At 68.7% G+C, this 18,714-nt stretch carries 20 protein-coding genes; 11 read left to right on the forward strand and 9 right to left on the reverse strand.

Annotation, left to right across the window (positions count from 1 at the left end; translation table 11 throughout):
* Positions 1-38: 38 nt before the first annotated feature.
* Genes KIH07_RS15455 through KIH07_RS15470 form a run of 4 tightly spaced genes read left to right on the forward strand, consistent with a single transcriptional unit; the run spans position 39 to position 4,582 of the window.
* A complete protein-coding gene (locus KIH07_RS15455) occupies positions 39-1,499 on the forward strand; it encodes a benzaldehyde dehydrogenase (protein ID WP_226492816.1) in 1,461 nt (486 codons plus the stop codon).
* A gap of 28 nt (positions 1,500-1,527) precedes the next feature.
* On the forward strand, positions 1,528-2,112 hold the full coding sequence (locus KIH07_RS15460; RefSeq protein ID WP_226492817.1) for a twin-arginine translocation signal domain-containing protein: 585 nt from the start codon (positions 1,528-1,530) through the stop codon (positions 2,110-2,112).
* Positions 2,113-2,133: 21 nt separating this feature from the next.
* Positions 2,134-3,693, forward strand: coding sequence for an FAD-dependent oxidoreductase (locus KIH07_RS15465; protein WP_226492818.1), 1,560 nt, complete (start codon positions 2,134-2,136; stop codon positions 3,691-3,693).
* Positions 3,694-3,715: 22 nt separating this feature from the next.
* Complete coding sequence (locus KIH07_RS15470; protein WP_226492819.1) at positions 3,716-4,582, forward strand: alpha/beta fold hydrolase; 867 nt, start codon at positions 3,716-3,718, stop codon at positions 4,580-4,582.
* A 19-nt stretch (positions 4,583-4,601) separates the two neighbouring features.
* Here the strand turns inward: KIH07_RS15470 and KIH07_RS15475 are convergent, their stop codons facing one another.
* Positions 4,602-5,462, reverse strand: a complete 861-nt coding sequence (locus KIH07_RS15475; protein ID WP_226492820.1) for a PA4780 family RIO1-like protein kinase — start codon at positions 5,460-5,462, stop codon at positions 4,602-4,604.
* 242 nt (positions 5,463-5,704) lie between these two features.
* Here KIH07_RS15475 and KIH07_RS15480 point away from each other — a divergent pair, with 242 nt between their 5' ends.
* Entirely contained in the window at positions 5,705-6,148 is a 444-nt protein-coding gene (locus tag KIH07_RS15480) for a hypothetical protein (protein WP_226492821.1), read from the forward strand.
* Here the strand turns inward: KIH07_RS15480 and KIH07_RS15485 are convergent.
* Positions 6,145-7,035, reverse strand: coding sequence for a LysR family transcriptional regulator (locus KIH07_RS15485; protein ID WP_226492822.1), 891 nt, complete (start codon positions 7,033-7,035; stop codon positions 6,145-6,147). The genes KIH07_RS15480 and KIH07_RS15485 overlap by 4 nt on opposite strands.
* Before the next feature lie 110 nt (positions 7,036-7,145).
* On the opposite strand from KIH07_RS15485, the gene KIH07_RS15490 reads away from it, so the two are divergent.
* From KIH07_RS15490 to KIH07_RS15500, 3 genes are all read left to right on the forward strand, one after another.
* Entirely contained in the window at positions 7,146-7,778 is a 633-nt protein-coding gene (locus KIH07_RS15490) for a glutathione S-transferase family protein (RefSeq protein ID WP_226492823.1), read from the forward strand.
* Positions 7,779-7,783: 5 nt separating this feature from the next.
* Positions 7,784-8,755 (forward strand): pyridoxamine 5'-phosphate oxidase family protein, encoded by a 972-nt coding sequence (locus KIH07_RS15495; RefSeq protein ID WP_226492824.1) that lies wholly within the window; start codon positions 7,784-7,786, stop codon positions 8,753-8,755.
* Positions 8,756-8,901: 146 nt separating this feature from the next.
* Complete coding sequence (locus tag KIH07_RS15500) at positions 8,902-9,579, forward strand: class I SAM-dependent methyltransferase (protein WP_226492825.1); 678 nt, start codon at positions 8,902-8,904, stop codon at positions 9,577-9,579.
* A 14-nt stretch (positions 9,580-9,593) separates the two neighbouring features.
* Here the strand turns inward: KIH07_RS15500 and KIH07_RS15505 are convergent, their stop codons facing one another.
* The 5 genes from KIH07_RS15505 to KIH07_RS15525 form a co-directional block, all read right to left on the reverse strand.
* Positions 9,594-10,232, reverse strand: coding sequence for an ATP-binding cassette domain-containing protein (locus KIH07_RS15505; RefSeq protein WP_226492826.1), 639 nt, complete (start codon positions 10,230-10,232; stop codon positions 9,594-9,596).
* 11 nt (positions 10,233-10,243) lie between these two features.
* Entirely contained in the window at positions 10,244-10,879 is a 636-nt protein-coding gene (locus KIH07_RS15510; protein ID WP_226492827.1) for a general secretion pathway protein GspB, read from the reverse strand.
* Positions 10,880-10,893: 14 nt separating this feature from the next.
* Positions 10,894-12,579 carry an ExeA family protein gene (locus tag KIH07_RS15515; RefSeq protein WP_226492828.1) on the reverse strand — a complete coding sequence of 562 codons (1,686 nt, stop codon included), beginning with the start codon at positions 12,577-12,579 and terminating at the stop codon, positions 10,894-10,896.
* 93 nt (positions 12,580-12,672) lie between these two features.
* Complete coding sequence (locus KIH07_RS15520) at positions 12,673-13,284, reverse strand: bactofilin family protein (RefSeq protein WP_226492829.1); 612 nt, start codon at positions 13,282-13,284, stop codon at positions 12,673-12,675.
* A 131-nt stretch (positions 13,285-13,415) separates the two neighbouring features.
* Positions 13,416-14,318 carry a crotonase/enoyl-CoA hydratase family protein gene (locus tag KIH07_RS15525; protein ID WP_226492830.1) on the reverse strand — a complete coding sequence of 301 codons (903 nt, stop codon included), beginning with the start codon at positions 14,316-14,318 and terminating at the stop codon, positions 13,416-13,418.
* A 94-nt stretch (positions 14,319-14,412) separates the two neighbouring features.
* Between KIH07_RS15525 and KIH07_RS15530 the strand changes: the two genes are divergently transcribed.
* The 3 genes from KIH07_RS15530 to KIH07_RS15540 all read left to right on the forward strand — a co-directional run bounded on the left by KIH07_RS15530 (position 14,413) and on the right by KIH07_RS15540 (position 17,239).
* Positions 14,413-15,246 carry a helix-turn-helix transcriptional regulator gene (locus tag KIH07_RS15530; RefSeq protein ID WP_226492831.1) on the forward strand — a complete coding sequence of 278 codons (834 nt, stop codon included), beginning with the start codon at positions 14,413-14,415 and terminating at the stop codon, positions 15,244-15,246.
* A gap of 98 nt (positions 15,247-15,344) precedes the next feature.
* On the forward strand, positions 15,345-17,048 hold the full coding sequence (locus KIH07_RS15535; RefSeq protein ID WP_226492832.1) for an FAD-dependent monooxygenase: 1,704 nt from the start codon (positions 15,345-15,347) through the stop codon (positions 17,046-17,048).
* 2 nt (positions 17,049-17,050) lie between these two features.
* Positions 17,051-17,239: a DUF2783 domain-containing protein gene (locus tag KIH07_RS15540; RefSeq protein ID WP_226492833.1), complete on the forward strand. Its 189-nt coding sequence runs from the start codon at positions 17,051-17,053 to the stop codon at positions 17,237-17,239.
* A gap of 27 nt (positions 17,240-17,266) precedes the next feature.
* Here the strand turns inward: KIH07_RS15540 and KIH07_RS15545 are convergent, their stop codons facing one another.
* Both KIH07_RS15545 and KIH07_RS15550 read right to left on the reverse strand, forming a co-directional pair.
* Positions 17,267-18,145 (reverse strand): AraC family transcriptional regulator, encoded by an 879-nt coding sequence (locus tag KIH07_RS15545; RefSeq protein WP_226492834.1) that lies wholly within the window; start codon positions 18,143-18,145, stop codon positions 17,267-17,269.
* Positions 18,142-18,612, reverse strand: a complete 471-nt coding sequence (locus KIH07_RS15550; protein ID WP_226492835.1) for a GyrI-like domain-containing protein — start codon at positions 18,610-18,612, stop codon at positions 18,142-18,144. Before KIH07_RS15550 ends, KIH07_RS15545 begins: the two co-directional genes overlap by 4 nt.
* Between the last annotated feature and the right edge of the window lie 102 nt (positions 18,613-18,714).

Here is an 18,714-nt window from a genome sequence, read left to right on the forward strand (position 1 = left end):
TGACCCACCACGAACACATACCGATACGGAGACAACCCATGAGCGTCAGCAGCCCCGCAATTTGGTCAGGCAAGATTTTCAGCAACGGATGGACAGACGCCGCTGGCGGCGTGCAGGCCGTGCGGGAACCGGCCACCGGCCAGTCCCTGGAACGAACCGGCATCGCCAATCCGGCCGACGTGAACCGCGCCGCCGCCGGCGCCAAGGCCGCCCGCGCCGCCTGGGCTGCCACGCCCTTCGACCAGCGCGCGGCGGTGATGCGCGAGGCCGCGCGTTTGCTGAAAGAGCGCGCCGCCGACATCAACACCTGGAACATCCGCGAATGCGGCTCCATCGGCCCCAAGGCCGAATGGGAACTGCACGCTACCTACGAGCAGATGCTGATGGCCGCCGCCCTGCCCATGCAGGCCAACGGACAGCTGTTCCCCTCGTCCATGCCCGGGCGCACCAACCTCTGGCGCCGTGTGCCCATGGGCACGGTGGGGGTGATCGCTCCGTGGAACTTCCCGCTGCTGCTGGCCATGCGCTCGGTGGCGCCGGCGCTGGCACTGGGCAATGCCGTGCTGCTCAAGCCCGACGCCCAGACGGCGGTGACTGGCGGCCACCTGATTGCCCAGGTGTTTGCCGACGCGGGCCTGCCCGACGGCGTGCTGCACGTCTTGCCGGGCGGCCCCGAAACGGGGGACGCCGTGGTGCGCCACCCAGACGTGACCATGATTTCCTTCACCGGCTCGACGGCGGTGGGCAAGAGCATCGGCGCCACCTGTGGCGGGCTGCTGAAAAAGGTGGCGCTGGAGCTGGGTGGCAACAACGCCCTCATCGTGCTGGACGACGCCAACCTGGACGCCGCCGCCTCCAACGGCGCCTGGGGTGCCTTTTTGCACCAGGGGCAGATCTGCATGCAGGCCGGGCGGCACCTGGTGCAGCGCAAAGTGGCCGAGGCCTATGCCGAGAAGCTGGTCCAGCGGGCGAAGGCGCTCTACGTGGGCGACCCACACGCCGGCCCCGCGCACCTGGGCCCGATCATCAACGCCAAACAGTGCAACCGCGTGCAGGACATCGTGGACCGGAGTGTGGCCCAGGGCGCCCGGCTGCTGACCGGCGGCACGCACGAGGGCCTGTTCTTCCAGCCCACGGTGTTGTCGGGCGTGACCGCCGACATGCCTGCGTTCGCCGACGAGATCTTTGGCCCCGTGGCCCCCATCACGGTGTTCGACACCGAGGACGAGGCGGTCGAGCTGGTCAACGCCTCGCCCTACGGGCTGGCGGCGGCCATCCACAGCGCCAACGTGTCGCGCGCCATGGCCGTGGCCAACCGGCTGCACACCGGAATGATCCACGTCAACGACCAGACCGTGAACAACGAATTCCACGTGCCCTTTGGTGGCATGGGCGCCTCGGGCAACGGCGGGCGCTTTGGCGGCCCGGCCAACCTGGACGAGTTCACCCAGACCCAGTGGGTCAGCGTGATGGAGCAACCCATCGTCTACCCCTTCTGACCCCACGGACGCCAAGAGGACACACACCATGCATCTGGACACCCCATCCCCTTTAAACCAGGCCCTGCAGATCGTCGGGCGCCTGTCGCGCCGCGACTTCATGGCCTTTGCCGGTGCCGCCGTGGGCGTGGTCGCCGGTGGCGCCGCGTCGGTGGCGCAGGCCCAGGCCCCGGCGCTCAAGAGCATCAATCCCGCCGAGGCCGCCATCTTCCGCCGCGTGGCCGAGGTGGTGCTGCCGGTGGGCGGCAGCGCGCTGGCGCCCTGGACCCCCGAGGTGCTGCTGGGCACGCTGGACGCGGCCCTGCTGGGCACCATGGCGCCCCACGTGCTGGCGGGCCTCAAGGGCGGGCTGCAGTATTTCAACGAAGGCCCGGTGGCGCAGCACGGCAAGCGCTTCACGGCGCTGGACGACGCCACCGCCACCGCCTTTCTGGACGCCTGGGGCAACGCCAAAGAGGTGCCGCACCGCGCGCTGGCCTCGGGCCTGAAGAAGCTGGTGCAGCTGTCGTACTGGGCCAACCCCGCGTCCTGGGCGCCGCTCGAATACGACGGCCCGATGTCCCAACGCAACGGTCTGAAGTCCCTCGGCAACGCCCCGCTGCCCACGCGCTGAGCCCCCCACATCGGAGACAACATGAAAAATCACGCGATCAAAGTTGAAAAGCAAGGCCTCAAGGTCACCCAGGCTGCGGACATCAAAGACAGCCAGATCCACCTGAAGGCCGACGCCGTGGTGGTGGGCTCGGGAGCGGGCGGCGCCATTGCCGCCTACGAGCTGGCCAAGGCGGGCAAGAAAGTGGTGGTGTTGGAGGCGGGCCCGTACATCACCTCCGACAAGTTCCCCGAAATGCTGGCCGTGGCCATGGGAACGCTCTACCAGGACCACGGCGGGCAGACCAATTCGGCGGGCGACATTTCGGTGCTGCAGGGCGCTTGCGTGGGCGGCTCCACCGTGGTCAACGCCGCGCTGTGCTTTCGCACGCCCGACTACTACCTCAAGCTGTGGGCCAAGGAATTCGGCCTGACCAACCTCACCCCGGCGGTGATGACGCCCATCTTTGAAAAGGTGGAGCGCAACCTGCACATCAAGACCGTGGGGCCGCAGGAAACCAGCCCCGGCGCGCTGCTGATCGGCCAGGGCATGGACAAGCTGGGCTACCCCCAGGGCAAGGCCCGGCGCAACATCAAAGACTGCGCCATGACCGGTTTTTGCTTCAGCGGCTGCACCACCGACCGCAAGCAGTCCATGCTGGTGACCTACCTGCCATGGGCGGTGGCGCATGGGGCCGTCATCCACTCGGACACCCGCGTCACCGAGGTGCTGGCCAAAGAGGGCAAGGCGGTGGGCGTCAAGGGCGAGATCATCGACCCGGCCACGGGCCGCAAGAAGGCGGACATCCAGGTCGATGCGCCCATCGTGGTCATGGCCGCCGGCCCCATCCAGACGCCGCTGCTGCTGCTCAAGAGCGGGCTGGCCAACAGCAGCGGGCAGGTGGGCAAGAACTTCGCGTGCCACCCGTCCATGTCGGTCACCGCCGAGTTTCCGCACGAGGTGCGCGATTTCCACGGCGCCACCCACTCGCTGTACATGGACCAGAACACCCTGCCCGACAAAGGCGGCTACATCCTGCTCAACGCCATTCAGGAACCGGTGGAAGCCAGCTTCCAGGCCGAGCCGGGCACGGGCAAGCCTTATGTGGCCTACATGTCGGGCTACAAGAACACCATCCGCCTGATCAGCCTCATTCACGACCAGAACGTGGGCCAGGTGAGCTGGAAGGATGGCCAGAAAGACATCAGCTACTTCGTGGACGATCAGGACTTCGAGGCCATGAAGAAGGGGCTGATCGCCACGGCCAAGATCCTGTTCGCCTCGGGCGCTAAGCGGCTGTACCTGCCCACCACCCACATCTCCAGCATCGACCGCGTGGAAGACGTTGAAAAGGTCATCGGCGGCCTGAAGAACGAGCCCGCCCGCTACAAGTACACCTCGTTCCACCCGCAGGGCACCTGCCGCATGGGCCGCGACCCGAAGAAGACCGTCGTCAATCCCCATGGCGAGACGCACGACGTAAAAAACCTCTACGTGGTCGACGCCAGCCTGCTGCCCACCTCCATCGGCTACAACCCGTCGGAAACCGTGTACGCGCTGGCGCACTACGTGTGCGACCAGATGCTCAAGGCCAGAGCATGAGCGCCGCACGGAGGGCAGGGCAGTGAACCGGCCCGATGACCAGTTCACCACCGTAGCGGGTCACCAAGTCCGGTACTGGCAGGTGGGCCGGGAAGGGCCCGCGGTGGTGTGCCTCCACGGCATCGGCTGCTCGGTTCTGGAGTGGGAACACAGCATCCACGCCCTGGCCACGCGGCACCGGGTGTACGCGCTGGACCTGCTGGGTTGCGGGCTCACGGCCAAGCCCGCCGATGCGAGCTACGACGTGGCGACCCTGGCCCGGTTCACGCTGGGGTTCATGGACGCCATGGGGCTGGATCGGGCTTCGCTGGTGGGCAACTCGCTCGGCGCTCGGGTGGCCATGGAGTGTGCTGCGATGGCCCCAGAGCGGGTGCCATCGCTGGTGCTCTCGGCTCCCGCAACCATGGCCAACCCGACCCTGTTCGATTTCCGGCTGGCCTCGCTGCCGGGGCTGGGTGAGCTGCTCACCCGGCCCACCGCGTGGGGCACCGCCCGGCTGTGGCGAACGGCGGTGGCCGACCCGGCGTGCATCACGCCAGAGATGGTGCGGGAGAAAGTGGCGCTGGCCCGGCAACCGGGTGCCCAAGAGGCGTTCCTGAAAACCTTGCGGGGCTTGATCCACCTGGGCGGCTTTCGCCCATCGGTGATGGACGACGCCCATGCCAAGGCCCGCCGCATCCAGGCGCCCACCTGCGTGGTCTGGGGCCGGCAGGACCGGTTTCTGCCTGTGGCCCACCTCGACACCCTGATGCGGCTGGTGCCCCACGCGAAGCCGGTGGTGCTGGCGTCCTGTGGGCATGCGCCCATGGTGGAGCGGCCGGCGGATTTCAGCCGGATCGCGCTGGACTTCCTGGCCGGCGCGGGCGCGCAGCAGAACCATCCGGGTTGACGTGCCGGCGGCCCGCCGGCTACGCCTCGGACTGCATGCGCAACCGGTGCGCCTGCTCCTCGGCCTGTGCGTCGCCAATCTCACGCAGCACGCCGCCCAGGTCCACCGCGCCTTGTGGGCGCGCAAAGTGGCCCGTCAGCGCCACGTCGGTGCCGAGCATGCCGCGCTGGTACAGGTCCCAGATCTCGGGGCCGTGGGCGGTGGCCAGCAGCTCGGGTGCGAACTGGCCGAAGAAGTCGCGCAGGTTGGCCACGTCGCGCAGCAGCATGCGCTGGGCGTGGTTGTTGCCCGCGGCGTCCACCGCCTGCGGCAGGTCGATGATCACCGGGCAATCCGCGCCGTCCACGTGGCCGAGCAGGATGTTGAATTCCGACAGGTCACCGTGCACAACGCCCGCGCCCAGCATGCGCACCACCTCCACCAGCAGCGCGGCGTGGTGGGTGCGCGCGGCCTCGGGCGTGAAGCTCAGGTCGTTCAAGCGCGGGGCGGCGTCGCCCTGGGCGTCGGTCACCAGCTCCATCAACAGCACGCCGTCGTGAAAGTTGTGGGGCTGCGGCACCCGCACGCCGGCAGCGGCCAGGCGGTACAGGGCGTCCACCTCGGCGCTTTGCCAGGCGGCTTCCTGCGCCTGGCGGCCGAACTTCGTGCCCTTGGCCATGGCGCGGGCCTGGCGTGAGTTCTTGACGCGGCGGTTCTCGGTGTAATCCACCGCCTGGCGAAAGCTGCGCTGCGTGGCTTCCTTGTAGATCTTGGCGCAGCGCGTCTCGTCACCGCAGCGCACCACGTACACCATGGCCTCCTTGCCGCTCATGAGCTGACGCACCACGGTGTCGATCAGGCCTTCTTCGATCAGCGACTGGAGTCTGGGGGGTGCTTTCATCCACGCATTTTGCGCCCGGGGCCGGCGGGCCCTGAACGGTCCGGGCCTTTTGTTTATTCGACCCCCTTGTTTTTAATGAATTCGGGGTGGGTTGCGGGATTCCGATGAATACCATTGGATTAGCTGAAAAAAGTTTGTCCATTCACTCAATTTGTCACGGGTCGTGCCGATAGTTTGTTTGTGTTGAAGATAAGAAGAAGCGCTCGGGATTGGCACATTGATCAAATTGAAAGGGTAATAGCATGAAACACGCCAAATGGGGTTTGTCACTGGTGGCCTTGATGGGTCTGGCCGCTTGCTCTACACCCGTGACGAATCCGGCCGTTGCCGATGGATTCGACGCCAGCATCACCCGGTTCTCACATTCCGACGTGAATGAGGCCGCGAGCGCCTATGTGGCCTTGTACAAGAAGACCATCGAAAAAAGCGTTTCCCAGCGGAAGTACCAGGAAGACCTGGCCTACAAGCACCTGAGCGCCGAGGCCTGTTTCGACAGCCGTGCCAACCGCTTGCTGAACAAGCCGGTTTCACACAAAGAGAAGGAAGAATTGATTCTTTCCTATGTGTCGCGCGAAGAACTGCAGCAATACAAAACCCTGTCCAAGGGCTATTTCAATCGAATCAATGCGCTCGAATTGCTGACCTGCGATACGGCCGGTCTCAAGTTGGCGTCCAACAGTTTCTAGAGCCGCATGCCGCTGAACTCGCTCTTCATCCAGTCGACGAAGCAGCGCGTTCGGGCCGGCAGCAGCCGCGCGTTCGGGTACACCACGTTCACCGGGTTCGGCGGCGGCTCGTAGGCCTCCAGCACGGTGCGCAAGCGACCCTGCGCCACCAGCGGCATCACCTGGTAGGACAGGAACATGCCGTAGCCCATGCCGGCCGCGCAGGATTCAATGGCCGGCGCGATGTGGTTGAAGGCCAGGCGGCTTTGCACCGGCACGCTCAGCGGCTTGCCGCGTTCATGAAATTCCCAGTGCGCCGGCGCGTCGACACGGCCGTGCACGCACCAGGCACCGTTCAGGTCGCGCGGGTGGCGCGGCAGGCCCTGCGCCAGCAGGAAGTCCGGGCTGGCCACCACCACGCGCCGCACCGAGCCCAACGCTTGCGCCACCAGCGAAGAATCTTCCAGCGCACCGATGCGGATGCCGACGTCGATGCCTTCTTCCAGCAGGTTCACCATGCGGTCGTTCAGCAACACGGTGCAGCGCACCCGGTCGTGGTGGCGCATGAAACGCACGATCGCAGGCGCCACGTACATGTGGCCGAACAGCACCGGCGCCGCCACGGTGAGCAAGCCTGACGGGTCGACCGCCGCGGCCGAGAGCGCGAGGTCGGCGGCGTCTGCCGCGGCCAGCACCTCGCGCGCGCCGACCAGGTAGCGCCGGCCTTCCTCCGTCAGCGAAATGCGCCGCGTCGTGCGGTGGAACAGCCGCACGCCCAGATGCGCCTCCAGGGCGGCCAGGGAGCGCACCACGGCCGGCAGGGAGCTGGCCAGCCCCTGGGCCGCGCGGGTCAGGCTGCCTTCGTCGGCGATGCGCACGAAGGTGGCCATGGCTTTGAGTTTGTCCATGCGGTATTGATCCGGTTATTGCAGCAGTCAAATCCGATTTATGCCATTGATCCGGCAATCGGATTAAAACAAACTGCGACCGTCCCTTTCACAACCCTTCGGAGAAACCCATGAATGCCCCCGCCCAGCCCATCAAGTTCTACCGCTTCAGCACCTCGGGCCACAGCCACCGCGCCGAGCTGTTCCTGAGCCTGCTCGGCCTGCCGGTCGAACCCCACGACGTGGACCTGCTCGGTGGTGAGCAGAAGTCGTCCGCCTTCCTGGCGATGAACGCCTTCGGCCAGGTGCCAGTGATCCAGGACGGCGACGTGACCGTGCCCGATTCCAACGCCATCCTGGTCTACCTGGCGAGCCGCTACGGCAACGGGCGCTGGCTGCCCACCGACCCGGTCGGCGCGGCGCGGGTGCAGCGCTGGCTCACGGTGGCCGCCGGCCTGGTGGCGTACGGCCCCTGCGCGGCCCGGCTGATCACGGTGTTCAAGATGGACTTCAACGCCAAAGAGGTCATCGCCCGGGCGCATGGCCTGCTGGCGGTGATGGACAAGGAGCTGCAGCGCTCGCCCTTCCTGGTCGGCGAGCGGCCCACCATTGCCGATGTGGCCAACTACAGCTACATCGCCCACGCGCCCGAAGGCAATGTGTCGCTGGCCGACTACCCCAACGTGCGCGCCTGGCTCGCCCGCATCGAGGCCCTGCCGGGTTTTGTGGCGATGCCCCGGACCGCCGCCGGCCTGCTCGCCTGAAGGCCATGGCCGCCGCCCCTTTCCATGCCGGTGAACAGGCGCTGCAGCAGCGCGCCGGCAATCTCGAGCGTCTGGCCGAGATCGGGCCCAGGGTGGTCCGTGCCGCCCTGCCCGAGCAGCACCAGACCTTTTTCGCGCAGTTGCCGTTCGTCGTGGTCGGCAGCGTGGACGCCGACGGCCAGCCCTGGGCGTCGGTGCTGGCCGGTCGGCCCGGCTTCGTGCAGGCCTCGAGCGCCGAGCGCCTGCGCATCGCCGCACACCCCTGGCCGCAGGACCCGCTGGCGCAGCATCTGCGGCCCGGCGCGCCGCTGGGGCTGCTCGGCATCGAGCCCCACACGCGGCGCCGCAACCGCGCCAATGGGCAGGTGGGCGCCATGGACGCGGCGGGTTTCGAACTGCTGGTGTCGCAGAGCTTCGGCAATTGCCCGAAGTACATCCAGGCGCGGGAGGCGCGGTTCGTCGAGCAGGGTGGTGCGGCTCCCCAACCCTTGGCGCGCGGTGATCGGCTCGACGCCGTGGCGCGCCGCCTGATCCAGAACGCCGACACCCTCTTCATCGCCAGCGCCCATCCGGCGGCCCGCACGCCGGCCAGCGCCGCCGAGGGCGTGGACGTCTCGCACCGCGGCGGCCGACCGGGCTTTGTGCGGATCGACGCCGACGACACGCTCACGCTGCCGGATTTCAGCGGCAACGGCTACTTCAACACATTGGGCAATCTGGCCCTGGACGCCCGTGCCGGCCTGCTGTTCATCGACTTCGAGCAGGGCGACATGCTGCAGGTGGCGGCGAGCGCCGAGGTGGTGTGGGATGGCTTCGACGCGGTGGCCTTCGCGGGTGCGGAGCGGCTGTTGCGCCTGCGGGTGTCCACGGTGCAGCACTGGCCGCGCGCCATGCCCTTGCGCTGGGGTGCGTCGGTCTTGTCGCCCCATCTTGCCAGCCGCGACCGGCCCACCGGCACGGCAGGGATGGAGCGGTGACCGTTGGGACACTGCCATGTCTGCGGCAGCCTGTTGCTGCGCGTTGCTCAAGTCGATCCGACAGCTGGTAACAATGGCGTTCGCGCACCCATTGCCGTGGGGCCATGGCGGGCCTATCCTGAAACCCACAGTCTTGTTGGAGTTTCATGCCCAAACCCCCTGTTTCCACGCCGCGCAACCGGACGCCCGACCGCCGCGCGGCCCTGGCGCAATACCGCTCACGCGCCAACGGCTATGACAACGAGTTGGCGCTGTTCGAACCCCTGCGCCGAGAGGCTGTCGCGCGGCTGAACCTGGGCCGCGGCGACACCGTGCTGGACGTGGGCTGCGGCACCGGCCTGAGCTTTGCCTTGCTGGACGACGCGGTGGGCCACCAGGGCCGCATCGTGGGCATCGAACAGTGCCCCGAGATGATGGACAAGGCCCGCGAGCGGATTGCCGCGCAGGGCTGGAAACATGTGAGCCTGGTCCAGGCGCCCGCCGAAACGGCGCATCTGGACGAGCTGGCCGATGCGGCCCTGTTTCACTTCACGCACGACGTGCTGCAATGCCCCGAGGCCATCGCCAACGTGCTGCGCCACCTCAAGCCCGGCGCGCGCGTGGTCGCCACCGGGCTGCATTGGGCGCCGCTGTGGGCCTGGCCGGTGAACCTGTTCGTGCTGGGGGCGGCGCTGTATTCGGTCACCGCCATGGATGGCCTGGGGCAACCCTGGAGCGGGCTGGCCACGCAACTGGACGCATTCGAGGTGGACGACGGCGCGATGATGGGGGGCGTGTACATAGCCACGGGAACGTGGCGGGGCGCGGAACACCGGGGCACTTGAAGTGAACCCCGGCCTCAGCCGCCCGGCGTTTCGCCCAGGGTGAGCACCCGGGCCAGCGGCACACCTTCTGGGGGCTGGTAATCCGCCAGCACCCAGGCCCGGCTGGGGTGATTGGCCGCTTCCTGCAGCAGCTCCAGCAAGAAGCGGATGGAGGGCGCGTCCAGCGCGGCGAAGGGCTGGTCGATCAGCGTGAGCGCGGTGCCGGCGGCAAACGCGGCGCTCAGCCAGACCTTGCGCTTGCTGCCGGCCGAGAGCATGTACAGCGGCTTGTCCAGGTGGGGTTGCAGCGTGAAGCCCGCCACCAGCTCGGTCAGCGCGGCGCGGCTGAAGGCGGGGTAGTGGTGGCTCAGACTGTCCAGGTAGCCGGCGGCGCTGATGGCGTCGTGTGCTTCGGTCTGCGGGTCGATCCAGAACACCTGCTGGCGGTAGGCATCGTGCTGCTGGTCCAGCCGCACACCGTGGACGCTGATCGTGCCGCCCTGGGCCTGCAGGTCGCCCGCCATCAGGCCCAGCAGGGTGCTCTTGCCGCAGCTATCGTCGCCGCGGATCAGGCTGACGCCCGGCGGGATGTTGAAGCTCAGTTCCTGGAACAGGGCCCGGCCGGGCCAGCCAAAGCTCAACCGGTCGGCCAGCAGCACGGGGGGCGTGTCCATGGTGGTGTGCCTCAGTAGTGGATGTTGTAGCGGGTGCCCCGGTGGTTGAGCACGGCGCCGCGCGGGCCGATCACTTCGAGCTTGAGATCGGGCGCGATGTCCTGGCCTTCGTGCACCACCTTGCCATTGGCGATGAGCATGCGGTGCGCCGGGTTTTCGGAGTAGGTGGAGCCGCTGATCTTCACGTCGGGACCCGCGCCGCCGACGTAAGCGGGCAGTGCGTCTGCGGGGCGCGCCGGGGTTGGCGCCGCCGCCACGGGTGGGGCTTCGGCCGGTGTGGCCACAGGCGCCCGTGGTGGGGCGGGCGCCATGACTGGGGGCGCAGCGGGCGGGGGCTCGGGTGCCAGGATGGGCAGCGCTGGGGGCGGCGGCGCTGGGGGCGTTGGCATTGACTGGACCATCTGGGCGGCGGCCAGGGTGGCGGCCGTGGCCGCTTGCGGGGCGGGGGCTGGCGCGCGGCCGCTCCACCACCAGAGCAGCGCCGCGGCCACCGCGAGCACCGTGGTGCCGATCATGAGCGGGCGACGGCCCATGGCCAGGGGGCCGGTCCGGGTCTGGGGGGCCGTGCCGTGGCTGCGCAGGCCCGGCACGTGGCCACGCTCGCGTTCAGCGTCGGCCCGTTGGAGTGCGTCGAGGATGAAGGACATGTTCGGGTGGGGGTTCAGGCAGGGTTCAGGCGGGGCTCGTCAACGCCGCTGGCGCGGTTGACCTGCATGTAGGTGACGGGGCCGGCCCGGCCGTCGGCGTCGATGCCGTGGGCGCGCTGGAAGGCCTGCACGCGGGCGTCCAGATCCTGGGCGTCGGGCGGCAGTTGGCCGGCGGCTTGCAGGCCGCTCAACCGTTGGTCGAGCCATTGGCCGGCGCTGCCACGGGTGCCGTCCGCGAGGCGGGTGGTCTGGCCCGGGGGCAAGCGCCAGAGGGTGGCGAACTCGCCGCGCCAGATGTCGGCCAGCGCGGTCAGGGGAATCTGCCAGCGTTGTTGCCCGGCCTGCAGGGTGGCGGTTTCGGCCGTGATGCCGGTGATCAGGGCCCAGCCCGGGGGCTGGCCCGGCAGGCGCAGCGTCAGCAGCCCCGGGCGGTTGAGCTGGCGCAGGCCGTGCAGCGTCATGCGGCCGGTGCGGTAGCACTGCAGTTGTTGGGCCGGTGCAGCGGCACAGGGTTCGCCTTCCCCGAGATGGGGGCTCCACATCAGGCCCAGGGCGCGCCAGGCCAGCGTTTGAGGGCGCAGCAGGTCGGACGCGGTGGGCAGCGTGGTCAGCGGCGGCGTTGGGAGCGGCGAGGGCGACGGGGTGGCTTCGGCCTCTGCGGGGAAAACGGCCGCAGCCAAGGGCCGGGCTGTGGTCTCGGTGGCGGCTGGCAGCGCACCGGCCGCGGGCCGGGGATCGGCCTCATTGGCCGCCCGAGCCGTCGGGCCCGGCCGCTGCAGCAGTGCCAGCGTCAACAACACGCCCACCGCGGCGCCCGCGCCCAGCCACGCCAGTTGGCCCAGGGGCCGGCGGGGGCGGGCCGGTGTGGTGGTGGCGTGGCCGTCGTCGAACACCTCGCGCGCGGCCTTGTCCACCACCGCCTTGTCCACGGTGTGCCGGCCACCGGCGTACGCGCCGAGCAGGGCGCGGTCGCACAGCAGGTTGATGCGCCGGGGCACGCCGCGCGACAGGGTGTGGATGCGGTGCAGGGCGTTGGCGGCGAAGGGCAGCGGTCCGTGCAGGCCGGCCACCTCCATGCGGTGCTGGATGTACTGGCGCGTTTCGGCCCCGTTGAGCGCGTCGAGGTGGTAGCGCGCGATCACGCGCTGCGCGAGCTGTTCGAGTTCGGGGCGGGCCAGCAGGCGGCGCAGCTCGGGCTGGCCGATCAGCACGATCTGCAGCAGCTTGCGCTCGCTGGTTTCGAGGTTGGTCAAGAGGCGCAGTTGCTCCAGCACGTCGGCCGAGAGGTTCTGGGCCTCATCGATGATGAGCACCGCGTTGCGTCCGGTTGCATGCGATGCAAGCAGAAACGCGTTGAGCGGGTCCAGGTGGTCCTTGACGGTGGCTTCCCCGGGGCCGGTGTGTGGCACCTCGACGCCGAATTCGTCGCAGATGCTGCGCAGCAGCTCGATGACGGTGAGCTTGGGATTGAAGATGTAGGCGACCTGGCATTGCGCCGGGGTCTGCTCCAGAAAGCAGCGGCAGACCGTGGTCTTGCCGGTGCCGATCTCGCCGGTGAGCAGCACGAAACCGCCACCGCCCTGCACGCCGTACAGCAGATGGGCCAGCGCTTCGCGGTGGCGCTCGCTCATGAAGAGGTAGCGCGGGTCTGGCGCGATGGAAAAAGGGTCCTGCTTCAGGCCAAAGAATTCGGCATACATGTCCTGAGCATACCGGGCCCCTCAGGGCCGGACAACGGCGCCCGGCCGCGGGTGGGCCGGGCGAGCGGGGTGCGGCGGCAGAGCGGGCTTCGCTCAGGCCGCGAGCTGCATGGAAGCGGGCTTGCTGGCGGAGGGGCTGGTGGTGGTCGTGTTGCTGGCGCCGCTGGTGCCACCCGCTGCCTTGGCGGCCGAGGCCACCGAGCATTCGATGTCACCCGAGAGCTGGCCGCCTTCTTCGATCACGACCTTGCCGTAGCGGATCTTGCCGGTGACTTTGCCGGTGGCGTAGATCACCAGCTTCTGGCGCACCGTGAGGTTGCCATCGAACACGCCGCGGATCTCGGCGATGTCGATCTCGGCCGAGCCCTTGAAGGCGCCTTGTTCGGCGATCTGGATCACGCGCGAGTCCATCGTGGCCTCCACCAGACCCTCCACCACCAGGGTGTCGCAGTCGGTGATTTCAACGCCCTTGAGCTTGATGTTCGGGCCCACGGTCAGCTTGCTGCCGCCTTCGGGCACCACGGTGCTCGACGCCATCGATGCGCTGCTGGCCACCGGGGCCGGCGCGGCGGGAGTCTGGGGCTGGGCCGGGGTTTGCGGCTGGTTTGAAACGCTGTTGCCGACCGCGCCATAGCGCTGCGGGGTCTGGCCCTGGGTCAGGGGTTTGGGGAGTTCGTTTTCGCGTTTTCCAAAATGCAATGCCATGCCAGCTCCTTCAAAAAGTGAAGCGTTCATGCTAAGGGCCATGCGGCTTACATTCCCGCTGCGACCGTAAGAGTGGTAACGGGATGAACCGTACGTCTGGTTGCGGGTCTTGCATTCTTTCTTGTAACGGCTCAGGGCTGGCGGCGCGCTTCCATGGCCTGGATCAGCGCGCGCGCTTCGTCGCCTTCGGGGATCGGACGGCCGCTGTCGCGCCATTCCACCGCGGCCTTGAAGCCCTGTTCCTGCGCATGGCGGCGGAACCACAGGCCCTCGGGGTTGTGGCGCGTGATGCCGTCGAAGACCGTGGCCATCTGCTGCGACTGCTCCAGCCCCATGGTCAGCATCACCTGGTTGACCACCATCTTGTGCATGGCGAGGTGGCCGCGCGGCACGCCCGCGATGCGGGTGGCCAGTTGCATGGCGGCGGCGTCGAGCTGCTCCAACGGCACCGCTTCGTTGGCCAGGCCCCAGGCGGCGGCGGTGCGGCCGTCGATCACGTCGCCGGTGAACATCATCTGCTTGGCGCGCGTGGGGCCGAGGCGGTAGGTCCACATGGCGGTGGTGGGGCAGCCCCAGACGCGCGTGGGCATGTAGCCGATGCGCGCGTCCTCCGCCATCACCAGCAGATCGCAGCACAGCGCGATGTCGCTGCCACCGGCCACCGCCGCGCCGTGCACCTTGGCGATGGTTGGCTTGGGGCTGCGCCACAGGCTCATGAAGTCTTCGGTGTTGCGCTTCATGCGGGCGTAGTCAACCATCGGGTCCCAGGGCGTGCTCTCCTGCTGGCAGGGGTGTTCGATGTGCTGCTGCGCGGTGTCGGCCAGGTCGTAGCCGCCGCAGAAGCCCTTGCCCGCGCCTTCGACCACGATGACGTGGACCTCCGGCTCGGCATTGGCCCAGTCCACCGCGGCGCGGATCTCGCGCGGCATCTCGTCGTTGACGGCGTTGTAGCGCTCGGGCCGGTTCAGGCGCAGGCGCGCCACGCGCGGGTGCTGTTCATCGGGGGCGATGCTGAGGGTGCTGAAGTCGGGCATGGGGTGTCTCCTGGAATGGAGGGGCGATGCTAGTCCGCCGCCCGGGGCGGGGCAGACGCCTGGGTGACGGCGCCTGCGCTACAGTGCCCGCACCATGACCGATCACTGGGTGCTGGGCAGCCGCCCGGCGTCGTCCATTGCCTTGCCGCTGGCGCAGGTGAGCGCGCTGCTGGCGCGCCTGGGGCAGGCGGAGCGCCACGCCGTGGCCGAGGACCTGTTGCGCCTGGTGGGGGCGCAGCTGCCGCTGGCGCAGTGCACCATCTTTGCGTTCGACGCAGGGCGGCGCCCGGCCATCGTGGCGGTGGGCGACCGCTCGCGCACGCAGGAGCTGCCGAACATCGCCGAGGCCTATGTGAGTCGCTTCCACCAGCTCGACGGCAGCGCCGCCGTGATGCGCGCCGAACTGGCCGCGGCGCAGAAGGCCGGCATGGCAGAACCGCGCATCGTGCTGCACCGCCAGCGCGGCGAAGACATCGCCCACCCCGAATACCGGCGCATCTGCTACGAGCTGCCGCAGGTGGCCGAGCGGCTGGCGGTGCTGGCGCTTTACGAGGGCCGGCGCTGGCTTTCGGTGAACCTGTACCGCGGCACCGAGCACGGCCCGTTCGACGATGCGGCCATTGCCGTGGTGGAGGCGTTTGCGCCGCTGATCGTGCACGCCGTGCGCCTGCACCACACCGGGCAGGCGGTGCATCAGGACGTGTCGGGCCTGCTGCTGGCGCGGCTGGTGCGGCGTTTTCCGGCGCTCACGCAGCGCGACCACGACGTGGTGGCCGCGCTGATGGATGGGCTGTCCACCGAGGCCCTGGCCGCGCGCCTGGGTCTGACGCTGGCCAGCGCCCGGACTTACCAGAAGCGCGTGTACCGCAAGCTCGGCGTGGCCGGGCAGCGCGAACTGCTGGCGCTGCTGCTCGACAGCGGCGCCTGATCGAAGCCTTTGGCGGGTGTGCGGGGAGTTGTTCCCATATGGGGACATGGTGGCGGCGTGTCGTGCCTACACTGCGCCGATCCCCAGGAGACAAAGCCATGCACCAGCCGCACGCCGAACCCCGGCGCTCCATCTACTACCGGTACCAGGTGTTCGACGCCTGGTTGCCCTCGATGCACCCCGGGCCGCAGCGCCACGCCGTGGTGATCGCCGGTGCCGGCCCGATCGGGCTGGTGGCCGCGCTGGAGCTGGCCCGCCACGGCGTGAAGTGTGTGCTGCTCGAATCGGAGCGCCAGGTCTCTGAAGGCAGCCGCGCCATCGTGTTCACGCGCCGCTCCATGGAGATCCTGCAGCAGGTGGGCGTGGCGCACCGCGTCACCCAGAACGGCCTGCCCTGGCGTTTCGGCAACTCGGTCTACCGCGGTCAGCGCGTGTTCCGCATGGAAGCGCCACACGATCCGGACGACCGCTTTTTCCCCATGATCAACCTGCAGCAGCAGTATCTGGAGGAATACCTGGTCGATGCCGTGCGGGCCAACCCGCTGATCGAGTTGCGCTGGGGCAACCGCGTGAACGCCGTGACGCAGGACGGGCAGGGCGCCACGCTGGATGTGGACACGCCCGAGGGCCCGTACACGCTGCAGACCAACTGGCTGGTGGCCGCCGATGGCGCGCGCTCCGGCATCCGCTCGATGCTGGACCTGAAGCTCGAAGGCGCGTCCTACGAAGGCCGCTTCATCATCGCCGACATCCGCATCGACCTGCCGCTGCCCACCGAGCGCTTGGCGTTTTTCGACCCCGACTGGAACCCGGGCAACACCATCCTCATGCACCGCGAGCCGCACGGCATCTGGCGCGTGGACTACCAGCTGCCGCCCGGCGAAGACGCCGAAGCGGCCCTGAAACCCGAGTCGCTCAAGGCCCGCATCGACGCCCAACTGGCCATGATCGGCCACGCTGGCGTGCCCTGGGCCATGGACTGGTGCTCGGTGTATTCGGCGCGCGCGCTCACGTTGCCGGATTACGTGCACGGCCGCGTGCTGTTCACCGGCGACGCGGCGCACCTGCTGCCCATCTTCGGCGTGCGCGGTGCCAACACCGGTTTCCAGGACGCGCAGGCGCTGGCCTGGCGGCTGGCCTTCGTGGTCAAAGGGCTGGCCGCCGCACCGCTGCTGGCGGGCTACAGCAGCGAGCGTGTGGGCGCGGCGCGCGAGATCATCGACGAGGCCGGCAAAAGCACGCGCTTCATGACGCCGCCCACGCGCGGCTTCCGCCTGCTGCGCGACGCCGTGCTCTCGCTCTCGCTCAGCGAACCCTTCGTGGGCCCGCTCTACCACTGGCGCACCTCGCGGCCCCACGAGTACCGCGATTCACCCGCCAACAGCGCGGGCGACGACAACGCGCTGTTCCAGGCCGGGCCGGGCCACGGCGCGCCGCCGCAGAACGTGCGCCTCGGTGCCGACGACCACCTGCTGGACCACCTGGACCACTGCTTTGCGCTGCTGTACTTCACCGAAGACGCCGCCGTGCCCGATGCGCTGACCGAGGTGGTGAACGAACTCCGCGCCAAAGGTCTGCCATTGCGCGTGATCGCCGTGGGCAGCGCCCAGCCCGTCGCCGGCGCTGACGACACCCTGGCCGACGCCGACGGCCACCTGCGCGTGCGCTACGGCGTGCTGGCCAGCGGTGCGGCCTACCTGCTGCGGCCCGACCAGCACGTGTGCGCCCGCTGGATGGGCCTGGATGCGACGCGCCTGCGCGCCGCCCTCGTCAACGCCGCCGGTCTGAACAAGGAGGTCTGAACATGGGCCCGAACACATTGAGCATCCCCGGCCTGGAGCAGGTCTACGACGCGCTGGCCACCGCCATTGACGCGGCTGGCCCGGAGAAGACCGAGCTGTTCCTCGTCAAGCTCGCGCTGCTGAACGCCAACGCACTGGCCGATCCGGCGGTGTTCCAGGTGCACATCGACGCGGCGCTGAAAGACCTGTGATGCGGTTGAAGGCAAAACCGCATGGACTCAGCCAGGCCCAACGGCCGTGGAAGCCGCCAACGGCAGGAAGATGTCGGTCAGCAGATCGGCCGGCGCTGTGTCGCGCGGGCTGTTGAGGTATTCCTCGAACACCGGCTGGTCGGCCAGTCCGTGGCCGGTGGCCACCAGCCAGGTGCCGTAGAGCCAGTGGTAGGCGTCGCGCATGTTGGGGTAGGGGCCTTGGTAGCGCAGCACGGCGCAGGGCGTTCCGCCGACGGTGAAGCGCTGCAAAGGTGGCGCAATGTCGGCGTCGGAGGCAATCGACAGCCCGGCGCGCGAGTTGAGCTGGGCCTCCGGGTAGGCGAACGGGTCGTCCAGGTACTGCGCCAGCCAGCGCGTGTCGGGCCGTATCAGGCCCTGCGCCGCGAGGTGGATCTGCGCGGTCTCGAAGGCCTTGCCGACCCGCATGTAGCTGCCCCGGTGGGCCATGCCTGCCAACTCGACGGCTGGTACCCGCCTGATCTCGACCGGCCAGCCGCTGGCGGCTTGAGCAGCGGTGCTGTGCCAGGGCAGTGCGTCGGTCCGCGTTTCGCGCCAGCTCTGCGGGCTCTGGCCGAAGGTCTGGCGGAACGCGCGGGTGAACGATTGCGGATTCGGGTAACCGCAGCGCCGTGCGATCTCGGTCACGGTCAGCGTGGTCTGCGCCAGGTAACCCGATGCACGGTGCAGCCGCACGCGCCGCACCGTGGCCGCCACCGTTTCACCGATCAGCGCGTGGTAGATGCGGTGCCAGTGGCAGGGGGACAGGTCCGCGACCAAGGCCAGCTCGTTGAGGTCCAGCGGGTCGGCCAGCCGGTCGTGGATGTGGGCGGTGACCCGGGTGAGCTGCGCCCGATAGTCGGTCCATTGCGGCTGGGGGTTGGTCATGGCGTCCCGGGGGTTGGCGCGAGGCCGATGTGAATGTGAATGCTGCCGTCCGGCTGGTAGCGCTCGTAGTCTGCCAGAGTGGTCTTTTTCAGGTCGGTGCGCTGCCAGATGGCTTGCCACGCGGCGCCCACCAGGTCGATACGGCCCCTTTCCACCGGGAACACCGCGCGTGTTGAGGCCGGCGCGACCACATGGGTCAGCCCCTCGGGCGGCAGCTCGGGCGTGTGGCCGGGCACGGCGTGGCCGATGACCAGCGTGTAGCGGCCGCTGTTGTCGGTGCCGGCGTTTTCGAAATTCGTATAGACCGCGTACACGTCGTCCGACAGACGGTGGGGCAACCGCTTGGCGAGTTGCGCCTGGCCGAAGGCGGCCCAGTGGGGCGGGATGGTCTCGAAGGCTTCGCCGTTGTGGGTGCGCAGGGCGATGCCGACGACGTGAAGGGCCTGGGGTTGCTGGATGATTTGCATGGTGGTGCTCCGGGTTGGGGGTGGTCGGGCCATTCTGGAGACGGGATACGGACAATTCTTGCGGTCCTTGCGTCTTTCGCCACGGCGTTATCTGCGCCCCGC

This window comes from Hydrogenophaga taeniospiralis, assembly GCF_020510445.1.
In the GTDB taxonomy this organism is placed as follows: domain Bacteria; phylum Pseudomonadota; class Gammaproteobacteria; order Burkholderiales; family Burkholderiaceae_C; genus Hydrogenophaga.